Below are 12,201 nucleotides of genomic sequence, written 5' to 3' on the forward strand. Positions count from 1 at the left end.
TGCGAATTGGTTGTGATGCGTTATTGCGCGATGCCGTGGGCAGCCGCGTGCTGGGCGAAATACGCATCGACGGTGGCGAGGAAGGCGTCTTTCTGTGCCTGCGGCAGGAAGGCGGCGATGAAACCGTTGCGCGCCAGGCGATGCGCGTGGGACAAGCCCAGTGGCAGCGCGTCGAAGATGGCGTCGAAATTGTCGTTCATGTAGCCGCCGAAATACGCGGGATCGTCCGAGTTCACCGTCACCAGCAGGCCGGCGTCGAGCAGTTGCACCAGGTTATGGTCATGCATCTGGTCGAACACGCGCAGCTTGGTGTTCGACAGCGGACAGACGGTCAGGGCGATCTGTTCGCGCGCCAAACGGGCCGTCAGTTCCGCGTCTTCCAGGCAGCGCACGCCATGGTCGATGCGTTCGACCTGCAAGTCGTCGAGCGCCGTGCGGATGTAGGCTGGCGGACCTTCCTCGCCCGCGTGGGCCACCAGGTGCAGGCCCAGCTCGCGGCAACGGGCGAATACGCGCGAGAATTTCTCGGGCGGGTTGCCCACTTCCGACGAGTCGAGGCCGATGCCGATGAATTTGTCGCGGTGCGGCAAGGCGTCTTCCAGGGTCTCGAACGCTTCTTCCTCGCTCAGGTGGCGCAGGAAGCACAGGATCAGGGCCGCGCTGACGGGGCTGTCCTGGCAGGCGCGGTGGATGCCGTTGATCACGTCGGCCATGGCCACGCCGCGCGCCGTGTGGGTTTGCGGATCGAAGAAGATTTCCGTGTGCAAGACGTTATCGGCCTCGGCGCGCTGCAGGTAGGCTTGCGTCATGTCGTAGAAATCCTGCTCTTTCAAGAGCACGCTTGCGCCAGCGTAATAAATGTCGAGAAAAGACTGCAAATCCGTAAAAGCATAGGCGCTGCGCAAGTGTTCCACGGATTCATAGCCAAGCGGCACGCCATTGCGCGCTGCCAGTGCGAAAATCAGTTCCGGCTCCAGCGAGCCTTCGATATGGATATGCAGTTCGGCCTTCGGCATGCCGCGGACGATCGCGCGCAATTGGGGGTTCATCATAGGTGTTCCTTATAGGGTGACGATAAAAATGCTGGCTCGCGCACGCGCACGCGCGGCGCGCAGGGCCATCAGACATGCAGGCATCTTAGCGCAAGATGGCCAGCCTCACCGGCGACCGGCCGCCATGGCGCCGGCTGCGGCAGCGCCACGGCCGGCATCGGCACGCGCTGGCGAATTGTCGTATGATGGTTTAAAAGGCCTACAAAGGTTCATTGAAATTGAGGAAAAATTTGATGATTTATCCAATTAAATCAACAATTTACAAACAAGTATTAAGGATATGCTGACATATCTTTTGACTTCCTGATCCTTTAGAGCAATAATTAATTTCATGGGGTAAAGGTAAGTGCAACAAGCGCTATCAACAGTGAAAAAATAAGCCGGCTGGCCACGTCAGCACACGGCATCAAGCGCCAGTTTTTTGGTCCGGGCAATCCGGACTCGCAAAGACAGCCGGGCTTGAAACAACAATAAAAATCGGTACGGGGTACAGAAAAAATTCAGACGGCAAGCCCAGGCGAGTGCCAGGCGGGCGGCCATGGTGACTGGCAGTTCAGGTTTACATTAAAGGACATTGACATGACCATTTTTGATAACTATGCAGCACGCTACGAGCGCACCCGCGAAGAGGAAATGTCGCTCACCGAATACCTGGCCCTGTGCAAGAAGGACAAGCTGACGTATGCCAGCGCGCCCGAACGCATGCTGGCCGCCATCGGCGAGCCGCAGCTGGTCGACACGCGCAACGACACGCGCTTGTCGCGCATCTTCGCCAACAAGGTGATCAAGATCTATCCCGCCTTCCGCGAGTTCTACGGCACCGAGGAAGTGATCGAGCAAGTCGTCTCGTATTTCCGCCACGCGGCGCAAGGCCTGGAAGAACGCAAGCAGATCCTGTACTTGCTGGGGCCTGTCGGCGGCGGCAAGTCATCCATCGCGGAAAAACTCAAGTCGCTGATGGAACACGTGCCCTTCTATTGCCTGAAAGGCTCGCCCGTCAACGAATCGCCGCTGGGCCTGTTCAACGAGGAAGAGGACGGCACCATCCTGGAAGAGGATTACGGCATCCCGCGCCGCTACCTGCGCAACATCCCCAGCCCGTGGGCCGTGAAACGCCTGCATGAATACAATGGCGATATCAACCAGTTCCGCGTCGTCAAGCGCTATCCTTCCGTGCTGAAACAGATCGCCATTTCGAAAACGGAGCCGGGCGACGAGAACAACCAGGATATTTCCTCGCTGGTGGGCAAGGTCGACATCCGCAAGCTGGAAGATTACGCCCAGGACGATCCGGACGCCTACAGCTATTCGGGCGGCCTGTGCCTGGCCAACCAGGGCTTGATGGAATTCGTGGAAATGTTCAAGGCGCCGATCAAGGTCTTGCACCCCTTGCTGACGGCCACGCAGGAAGGCAACTACAAGGGCACGGAAGGCTTCGGCGCGATTCCGTTCGACGGCATCATCCTCGCCCACTCGAATGAGTCGGAATGGAAGACGTTCAAGAACAACCGCAACAACGAGGCGTTTCTTGACCGTATCTATATAGTCAAGGTGCCGTATTGCCTGCGCGTGTCCGATGAAATCAAGATCTACGACAAGCTGGTGGCCAATTCCTCGCTCGTCAAGGCCCCGTGCGCGCCCGGCACCCTGCGCATGATGGCGCAGTTCGCCATCCTGTCGCGCCTGAAGGATCCGGAAAACTCGAGCATCTTTTCGAAGATGCTCGTCTACGATGGCGAAAACCTCAAGGATACGGACCCGAAAGCCAAGTCCATGCACGAATACGTCGATTACGCGGGCGTGGACGAGGGCATGAACGGCCTGTCGACGCGCTTTGCCTTCAAGATCCTGTCTAAGGTGTTCAACTTTGACAATTCCGAAGTGGCCGCCAATCCCGTGCATCTATTATATGTACTGGAACAGCAGGTCGAGCGCGAGCAGTTCGCGCCGGAACTCGAGCAGCGCTACTTCTCGTATATTAAGGAGCACCTGGCGCAGCGCTATGTGGAATTCATCGGCAAGGAGATCCAGACGGCTTACCTGGAAAGCTATTCGGAATACGGGCAGAATATTTTCGACCGCTACGTGACGTTCGCCGATTTCTGGATACAGGACCAGGAATACCGCGATCCGGACACGGGCGAAAGTTTTGACCGCGAGTCGCTGAATAATGAACTGGAAAAGATCGAGAAACCGGCGGGCATTTCCAATCCGAAGGATTTCCGCAACGAAATCGTGAACTTCGGCTTGCGCGCCCGGGCTTCGAACGGTGGCAAGAATCCCGCCTGGACCAGTTATGAAAAGTTCCGCACCGTGATTGAAAAGAAAATGTTTTCGAATACGGAGGAATTGCTGCCCGTGATTTCCTTCAATGCCAAGGCCAGCGCCGACGATGCCAACAAGCACGCCGACTTCGTGGCCCGCATGGTGGAAAAAGGCTATACGGCCAAGCAGGTACGCCTGTTATGCGAATGGTACTTGCGCGTACGCAAGTCGTCATAGCGCGGACAGCGGAGGCGCGTTCCCGCCTGACGACCGGCGGGGCGCGCGAGACGAGAGGCAAGGAGGCACCCTTTGACATACCTTATCGACAGGCGCTTGCAAAGCAAGAATAAATCCGCCGTCAACCGCGAGCGTTTCCTGCGGCGTTACAAGGGCCAGATCAAGGATGCCGTGGGGCGCGCCATCAAGGGGCGCTCGATCACGGACGTCGAGAATGGCGAGAAGGTCAGCATCCCCGTCAAGGACGTGGGCGAACCGTCGTTTGGCCACGCGCATGGCGGCGTATGGGAAGTGGTCAATCCCGGCAACAAGGAATACCTGAAAGGCGACCAGATCGCCCGGCCGAAAGGCGGCGGCGGTAGCGGGCGGGGCAAGGCGGGCAATAGCGACGAGACGACGGAAGACGATTTCATCTTTGAATTGTCGCGCGAAGAATTCATGAATTATTTCTTCGAAGACCTGGAATTGCCACACATGGTGAAAACCCAGCTGACGGCCACCACGGAATTCAAGAACCAGCGCGCCGGCTACAATATGTCGGGCACGCCATCGAACATCCACGTGCTGCGTTCCTTACGCGGCGCGCTGGGCCGGCGCATCGCCGTCGGCGGTGGCGCCCGCAAGCAGCTGGCGCAGGCCGAGGAAGACCTGGCAACACTGCTGCACGAAGGGGCGCCCGACAGCGACCCGCTCGTCACGGAACTGCGCCGCCTGATCCACCACCTGCACACGCGCCTGCTGGCGATTCCCTTCATCGATCCGTTCGACTTGCGCTACAGCAACCGCATCAAGGTACCGAAGCCGATGACGCAAGCCGTCATGTTCTGCATCATGGACGTCTCCGGCTCCATGGACGAGTCGCGCAAGGACACGGCCAAGCGCTTCTTCATCCTGTTATATCTTTTCCTCAAGCGCGTCTACGACAAGATCGAGGTGGTCTTCATCCGCCACCATACGGCGGCGGCCGAAGTGGACGAGCATGAATTCTTCAATTCGCGCGAATCGGGCGGCACCGTCGTGTCGTCCGCGCTGCACTTGCTCAACACCATCATCGACGAACGCTATGGCGCCGGGCAATGGAACAGCTATGTAGCGCAGGCATCCGACGGCGACAACTGGGACAACGATTCCATGCTGTGCCGCCAGTTGCTGATCAATACCATCATGCCCAAGGTGCAGTACTACACCTATGTCGAGATCACCGACGGCCCGCAGCAAAACCTGTGGGAGCAATATGCGGGCGTGCTCGACCACCACGCCCATTTCGCCATGCAAAAGATCGTCACGCCGGCCGATATCTATCCGGTCTTCCGCGAACTGTTCAAGAAACAGGTGAAATGATGAGTGCAGCCTTTGACCGCGCCAGCAATACTCCGGGCGAACCGTTCGTGCGCCTGCGCCACCCGAACGCCCTGCCCGAGCAGTCGGAATGGACGTTCGAACTGATCGAGCAAATCCACGAGGAAATCCGCCGGGTGGCGAAACAATTTGGCCTCGACACCTATCCGAACCAGCTGGAAATCATCACGGCCGAACAGATGATGGATGCCTACACGTCGGTGGGCATGCCCGTCTCGTACAACCATTGGTCGTTCGGCAAGCATTTTCTGTCCACCGAGAAAAGCTACAAGCGGGGCCAGATGGGCCTGGCCTACGAGATCGTCATCAACTCGAACCCGTGCATCGCCTATTTAATGGAGGAAAACAGCCTGACCATGCAGTCGCTGGTGATCGCGCATGCGGCCTACGGGCATAACTCCTTCTTCAAGGGCAATTACCTGTTCCGCGCCTGGACGGATGCGGACGCCATCATCGACTATATGGTGTTTGCCAAGAATTACATCGCCGAATGCGAACAGCGCCATGGCGTCGACGCCGTGGAACTGCTGCTCGATTCGTGCCACGCCATCCAGAACTATGGCGTGGACCGCTACAAGCGCCCGGCGAAACTGTCGATGGCGAAGGAATATGCGCGCCAGAAAGAGCGCGAAGCCTATGTGCAGTCGCAGATCAACCAGCTGTGGCGCACCCTGCCCCGGCGCGACGAAGACGAGGATGAGGACGACCAGCGCAAGGCCGCCCCCCGCTTTCCGCCCGAACCCGAGGAAAACCTGCTGTACTTCATCGAGAAGTATGCGCCGCTGCTGGAACCGTGGCAGCGCGAGATGGTGCGCATCGTGCGCAAGATTTCCCAGTATTTCTATCCGCAGCGCCAAACCCAGGTCATGAACGAGGGCTGGGCCACCTTCTGGCACTACACGATATTGAACCAGCTGTACGACGAAGGCGTGGTGGGCGACGGCTTCATGATGGAATTCCTCAAAAGCCATACCAACGTCGTCTACCAGCCGCCCATCGACAGCCCGTATTACAGCGGCATCAATCCGTATGCGCTGGGTTTTGCCATGATGAGCGACATCCGCCGCATCTGCGAGCACCCGACGGACGAAGACCGCGCCTGGTTCCCCGACATGGCCGGCAGCGACTGGCGCAAGAGCCTGGACTTTGCGATGCGCAATTTCAAGGATGAAAGCTTCATCGCCCAGTATCTGTCGCCGCGGCTGATCCGCGAATTCCATTTCTTTGCCGTGCTCGACGACGACAAGAATGAAAAGCTGGCCATTTCCGCCATCCACGACGATGCCGGCTACCGCTACGTGCGCCAGCAGCTGGCCGAGCAGTACAACCTGGGCAACCGCGAGCCGAATATCCAGGTCTGGTCCGTCAATACGCGCGACGACCGTGCATTGACCCTGCGCCACACGCAATTCCAGCGCCGCCCGCTGAACCAGCAGGCGGCCGAGGTGCTCAAGCACGTGGCGCGGCTGTGGGGCTTCGATGTGCACCTCGATACGGTCGACCCGCAGGGCGTCGTCCTGGGCACCCTGAATTGCCGACGGGAAAAACGCAACCGGCGCGACGACCCCGTTGTCCGGCCATGAAATGATTTGTTGATAATAATCAATGGCAAGAATATAAGCGTTTCCTATGCCTACATAGGAATTCAGTATGGCCTGGCGGCCTCAAATGGGCCGCCAGGACCGCCTTTTTTGACCTGGGTGAAGTGGCTTCCGCACCCGTTTGGTGCGCGCGTGCCGCTAAGTGGTCTGGTTCCGAGGTAAAACATTTCCAAAAGGAAAGATTTTCCTCCAAATTTAGCAGTTTCCATATTGAATATCACGAAATATAATTCCGCCATATGGGCACATCGGAGAACTTAGCAGTGGTAGCCCAAAACGGCTGTAAAAAACCGATAAGACCGCCTTTTTTTCTGTCCGAAAGCGTGCAAAGATGACATAAGCAAGTACGTTTTCAGGGCGCAAAAGCGCCGAAAATTTAACCGGTTTTAGGCGTTAAAAATCTGTGTAAAATAAAGAATTCGTATGTATAATTCGGCGACGTCCCGGATACGGCTGGAGCTTTGTGTCGTCATTTTGGGGTTCAGTTGCAAGACAAGAGATGGTATTTGGAGAAAGCAGGCATGAATTTTTCGAACGAGAAAAGTCCCAAGAACTACACAGGCATCACTATCGTTGTCCTGCTGCACGTTCTCGCGGCTTACGGGATCGTGACGGGCTTGGGCAAGCGGTTGGTCACCAAAATGATGGAACCGGTTGAAACCAAGATTATCGAGGAAGTCAAACCGCCTCCACCGAAGGATCTTCCACCGCCACCACCGCCGCCAGAAATGAAAGCGCCACCGCCGCCATTCATTCCGCCAGTCGAGGTGAACGTGCAGCAGCCGCCACCACAGCAAAACGTGATTGCAAATACGACTGCTGTGAAGCCAGCCACGAATGTATTGGCACCGCCAGCACCGCCTGCACAGCCTGCGCCAACTCCTGGACCAGCCAAATCGGTGCGTACACCGGCCGTGGTTGACTTCAGTGTCTGCGAAAAGCCGGCTTATCCAAAGTCGTCGCAGCGCAATGAGGAAACCGGTGTGGTGACACTGTCGTTCCTGATCGGTGTAGACGGCAAGGTCGCTGATTCGAAGATCGTGAAGTCCAGCGGCTTCAGAGACCTGGACAAAGCCGCGGTGCAAGGTATCAGCCGCTGTACATTTAAGCCGGCAACAGTTGACGGCAAGCCGGAACAAGGCTGGCAGCAAATGCAATACGTTTGGTCGCTGGATTAAAACCCGAGACAGTTATCCCCTGTCTCACACTATGATTTCGTTGTCATTACGTTCAGCGATCTGTTATTTTTAATTTTGGAGGAAGCATGTTTAAGAATACCCGTTTGTCCGCATTTTTTGCCGCGGTTCTGTTGTCCGTTACCGCTACTACCGCTCTGGTAGCAGCTCCGGCATTCGCTGACGCGCCAGCATCGGCAGCAGCTACGGCTCCAGCGGCAGACGCTGCAGCAGCACCAGCACCAGCTGCTGACGCAGCAGCTCCAGCAGCAGACGCAGCCGCTCCAGCCGCTGACGCAGCAGCTCCAGCCAAAACCGAAGAAGTCCACAACCCGTTCGGCCTGCAAGCAGTGTGGGACGGCGGCTTCGTGCCACGCGCCACCCTGATCATTCTGGCCATCATGTCGATCGGCAGCTGGTACATCATCATCACCAAGCTGATGGATCAAATGAAGATCTTCAAGCAAGCTAAAGAAACCGCTGCCAAATTCTGGAAAGCACCTTCGATCGCTGCTGGTTCGGCAACGCTGACCGAAGGCTCGCCATTCCGCTTCATCGCTGAATCGGGCACCAAGGCAACGGCTCACCATGACGGCGCCCTGCTGGAACAAATCGATCTGTCGACCTGGGTGACGATGTCGATCCAGCGCGCTTCGGACAAAGTCCAATCGCGTCTGCAAGATGGCCTGTCGTTCCTGGCAACCGTTGGTTCGACCGCACCGTTTATCGGTCTGTTCGGTACCGTTTGGGGTATTTATGGCGCGCTGACCAACATCGGCATGACCGGTAACGCTTCGATCGATAAAGTTGCAGGTCCAGTTGGTGAAGCACTGATCATGACCGCTTTCGGTCTGCTGGTCGCCGTTCCTGCCGTTCTGGGTTACAACTGGCTGGTGCGTCGTAACAAAACCGCAATGGAAGACGTACGCTCGTTCAGCGCCGACGTTCACTCGGTACTGATCTCCGGCGCAATGTCGACCAGCGAAGCTGGCCGTGCTGCCGGCGCTAAAAAGATCGGATAAGAATCATGTCGATGTCCGTCGGCTCCGACAGCGGAGATGAAGATCAAGTAATGTCAGAAATCAACACGACGCCGCTCGTCGACATCATGTTGGTTTTGCTGATCATTTTCTTGATCACCAGTCCGGTTGTCCTCAAATTGCAGAAAATCGATCTGCCGATCGAGGCCAACCAAGCCCTTCAAAGCAAGCCAGAAAACGTCAACATCGTTGTCAACAAGGATGGCGAGATTTATCTGGGCCAGAAGAAACTGAAAGATACGAGCGAACTGTTCGATTATCTGAAAGTTGAAGCAGTGAAAGTACCGCAGCCGGAAGTACACGTTCGTGGCGACCAAGAAACACGCTACGAATCGATCGGCCGGGTTATTTACACGACCCAACGTGCCGGGATCCAGAAGGTCGGCTTCATCACCGAACCACCTGACAAGGGCTGATAGCGACTGGCAGCGGCGCCCCGGCAACAAGGGCGCGCCACTGCCGGAAGCTGACCGGGCGGCAGTTTCGCCCGGTGCTTCGTTGGACTTCTTAAAGGAAACACTATGAGTATGAATGTCGGTTCGGGAAGCGCTCCAGGCGCGGATCCGGAACCAATGATGGAACTGAACATGACGCCCCTCATCGACGTGATGCTGGTGCTGATTATCATGTTGATCATCACGATTCCTAAGCAAAACCACTCGGTGAACTTGAACATGCCGGTCGGCACCCCGCCGCCACCGACAACCGAACCAGTGGTCGTCACGATCGATGTCGATTTTGACGGTACGATCTTGTGGGACAATCAGGTCGTTCCTGACCGCGCTTCGCTGGAAGCCAAGCTGAGCAACGTCGCTGCGCAAGCAGACCAGCCGGAAGTGCATCTGCGTCCGAACAAGCTGGTGGAATACAAAGTCGTCGCCGGTGTGATGGCGTCGGCGCAGCGTCTGGGCGTGACCAAAATCGGTCTGGTCGGCAACGAGCAATTCCAGTAAGCTGCAGCAATCAGGTTCTCTTTACATCCGAATAGGCAGGACTTCCTGCCTATTCGCTTTTTACTGAAAGACTTTCTTATGTCCAAGTTTCGTCTCGCTCATCTCGGCCTCGTCATGGCCGCTATCGGTTTTACCGCAGCAACTCCCGTAATCGGCCTGGGCTCGCTGGCATACGCCGCGGACACCGTGCGTGCCGAAGTGGGCAAGCCACTGCAAGAAGCGCAAAAACTCGCTAGCAGCGGCAAAAACAAGGAAGCGCTGGCCAAGCTGCGCGAAGCTGACAGCGTCGGCGGCAAGACCGCCTTTGAAAGCTACCAGATCGAGCGCGTGCGCGCCTCGGCCGCTGCTGCCGCCGGCGATAACGGCACCGCCATCAAGGCGTTTGAAGCCGTCATCAATTCCGGCCGCCTGAGCGCCGCCGAAGCCCCCAAATTCACGCAAGCGCTGGCAGGCATGTACTACCGCGCCAAGGACTGGCCGAACACCATCACCTGGATCAAACGTTCGCTGAAAGACCGCGAAGATCCACAGATGCGCGAACTGCTGATCCAGACCTACTACGTCAGCGGCAACTACGCCGAAGCGGCGAAGGAACTGCAATCGCGCGGCGGCAACTCGGAAGCGAGCCTGCAAATGCTGGCCAACATCCAGTTGAAACAGAACGACAAGGCCGGCTACGTCGCCACCCTGGAAAAACTGGCATCGAGCTATCCGAAAACCAGCTACTGGGCCGACCTGCTGAACCGCGTTTCCGGCAAACCTGGCTTCTCGCAGCGCCTGGGCCTGGACGTCCAGCGCCTGCGCCTGGCCAACGGCCTATTCACCAAGCCGTCCGAATACATGGAAATCAGCCAGCTGGCCCTGCAAGCAGGCAATCCTGGCGAAGCGCTGGCCATCATCGAGCAAGGCTACAAAAAAGGCGTGCTGGGCACCGGCACCGATGCCGCCCGTCACCAGCGCCTGAAAGATCTGGCCCTGAAAACCCAGGCTGACCTGAAGGCCAACGCCGCCAAGTCGGAAGCGGAATACGTCAAGAACAAGGACGCCGACAGCTTGAGCAAGCTGGGCTTCGCCCTGGTCTACGATGGCCAGGCCGACAAAGGCCTGGGCCTGATGAATGACGCCGTGAAAATGGGCACCGCCAAGTATCCGGAAGAAGCCAAGCTGCATCTGGGCATCGCCTACATCCACGCCGGCAAGAAATCCAATGCATCGACCGCGCTGAAAGCCGTCAAGGGCACGGATGGCGCTGCGGACCTCGCCCGTTACTGGGCATTGATGAACAAATAAGACAACACGTCCAGGGCGTTGTTGCCGCGTCTCGCCGTACATTCGTACTGTCTTCGACGCGGCGCCTAGCCCTGAACATGTTGTCAAGTCCTTAGTTCGCGAAAAGCGTTGCCAGCACACCCGCCGGCAACGCTTTTTATCATTTCAGCAGGGAAATTGCCCCTGCGCCCGCCCTGCCGGGTGTGCATCCCTGAAACAGTCCGTATAATCCCCCTTTTGGCACAGTTTTTCATCAGATTCCTATGAAGGTATTCCGCGGACTTCCCAATGCCCAGGCACGAGCGCCTTGCGCTCTGACCATCGGCAATTTTGACGGTGTCCACATCGGCCATCAGGCCTTGCTGGCGCGCGTGCGCGAAGCTGCAACCGAACTCGGCATCGAAGCGGCCGTGATGACGTTCGAGCCGCACCCGCGCGAATTCTTCGCGCAGCGCGCGGGCGACCTGTCGAAGGCGCCGCAGCGCATCGCCAACCTGCGCGACAAGCTGCAATCGCTGGACGACGCCGGCATCGACCGTGTCGTCGTCGAGCACTTCAGCGCCCAGTTTGCCGCCCTGACGCCGCAGGAATTCACTGAAAAAGTCCTCGTCGACGGCTTGCACGTGAAATGGCTGATGGTCGGCGACGACTTCTGCTATGGCGCCCGGCGCGCCGGCGACGTCGCCATGCTGCAGGAAGCGGGCCGCCAATACGGTTTCCACGTAGAAACTTTACCGACGGTGATGAATGGCAGCACGCGCATCTCCTCGTCGGCCGTGCGCCTGGCCCTGGCCGCCGGCGATTTCCCGCTGGCCACGCAACTGCTCGGCCATCCGTACGCCATTTCCGGCCACGTCATCCACGGCCAGAAGCTGGGCCGCACGCTCGGTTTCCCCACCCTGAACCTGCGCGTGGCGCACCGCCCCGCCCTGTCCGGCATCTTTATCGTGCAGGTGCACGGCCTGGGACCGGCACCGCTGCCCGCCGTGGCCAGCCTGGGCGTGCGCCCCACCGTCGACGACAGCGGCCGCGTCTTGCTGGAAGTGCATTTGTTCGATTTCGCCCAGTCCTGCTACGGCAAGCTGGTACGCGTGGAATTCCTGGAAAAGCTGCGCGACGAAGAAAAGTACGACGACTTGCCCACCCTGACGGCCGCCATCGAGCGCGACTCGAACCAGGCGCGCGCCTACTTCGAGCAGCGCAGCGGCGCCATTACCGCCACCGACCGAATTTGACGCCGGCCAACTCCG

The 12,201-nt window shown here is 58.0% G+C and carries 10 protein-coding genes; 9 read left to right on the forward strand and 1 reads right to left on the reverse strand.

Annotation, left to right across the window (positions count from 1 at the left end; genetic code table 11):
- Nucleotides 1-20 precede the first annotated feature (20 nt).
- On the reverse strand, nt 21-1,052 hold the full coding sequence (locus OPV09_RS23760; RefSeq protein ID WP_034754153.1) for an adenosine deaminase: 1,032 nt from the start codon (nt 1,050-1,052) through the stop codon (nt 21-23).
- A gap of 579 nt (nt 1,053-1,631) precedes the next feature.
- Here OPV09_RS23760 and OPV09_RS23765 point away from each other — a divergent pair.
- The 9 genes from OPV09_RS23765 (at nt 1,632) to OPV09_RS23805 (ending at nt 12,186) form a co-directional block, all read left to right on the forward strand.
- Nucleotides 1,632-3,554: a PrkA family serine protein kinase gene (locus OPV09_RS23765; protein WP_034754154.1), complete on the forward strand. Its 1,923-nt coding sequence runs from the start codon at nt 1,632-1,634 to the stop codon at nt 3,552-3,554.
- Nucleotides 3,555-3,626: 72 nt separating this feature from the next.
- Nucleotides 3,627-4,895 carry a YeaH/YhbH family protein gene (locus OPV09_RS23770; protein ID WP_128142175.1) on the forward strand — a complete coding sequence of 423 codons (1,269 nt, stop codon included), beginning with the start codon at nt 3,627-3,629 and terminating at the stop codon, nt 4,893-4,895.
- Nucleotides 4,895-6,496 (forward strand): SpoVR family protein, encoded by a 1,602-nt coding sequence (locus OPV09_RS23775; protein WP_046686270.1) that lies wholly within the window; start codon nt 4,895-4,897, stop codon nt 6,494-6,496. The genes OPV09_RS23770 and OPV09_RS23775 overlap by 1 nt, the downstream gene beginning before the upstream one ends.
- A 539-nt stretch (nt 6,497-7,035) precedes the next feature.
- Nucleotides 7,036-7,692 carry an energy transducer TonB gene (locus OPV09_RS23780; protein ID WP_034754161.1) on the forward strand — a complete coding sequence of 219 codons (657 nt, stop codon included), beginning with the start codon at nt 7,036-7,038 and terminating at the stop codon, nt 7,690-7,692.
- 86 nt (nt 7,693-7,778) lie between these two features.
- A complete protein-coding gene (locus tag OPV09_RS23785) occupies nt 7,779-8,711 on the forward strand; it encodes a MotA/TolQ/ExbB proton channel family protein (protein WP_181878028.1) in 933 nt (310 codons plus the stop codon).
- 5 nt (nt 8,712-8,716) lie between these two features.
- On the forward strand, nt 8,717-9,145 hold the full coding sequence (locus tag OPV09_RS23790) for an ExbD/TolR family protein (protein ID WP_034754165.1): 429 nt from the start codon (nt 8,717-8,719) through the stop codon (nt 9,143-9,145).
- A 105-nt stretch (nt 9,146-9,250) separates the two neighbouring features.
- Entirely contained in the window at nt 9,251-9,682 is a 432-nt protein-coding gene (locus OPV09_RS23795) for an ExbD/TolR family protein (protein WP_176741207.1), read from the forward strand.
- A 78-nt stretch (nt 9,683-9,760) separates the two neighbouring features.
- Nucleotides 9,761-10,972 carry a tetratricopeptide repeat protein gene (locus OPV09_RS23800; RefSeq protein ID WP_034754169.1) on the forward strand — a complete coding sequence of 404 codons (1,212 nt, stop codon included), beginning with the start codon at nt 9,761-9,763 and terminating at the stop codon, nt 10,970-10,972.
- A gap of 242 nt (nt 10,973-11,214) precedes the next feature.
- A complete protein-coding gene (locus OPV09_RS23805; protein WP_034754171.1) occupies nt 11,215-12,186 on the forward strand; it encodes a bifunctional riboflavin kinase/FAD synthetase in 972 nt (323 codons plus the stop codon).
- Nucleotides 12,187-12,201 lie beyond the last annotated feature (15 nt).

This window comes from Janthinobacterium sp. TB1-E2, assembly GCF_036885605.1.
GTDB lineage: Bacteria > Pseudomonadota > Gammaproteobacteria > Burkholderiales > Burkholderiaceae_D > Janthinobacterium > Janthinobacterium aestuarii.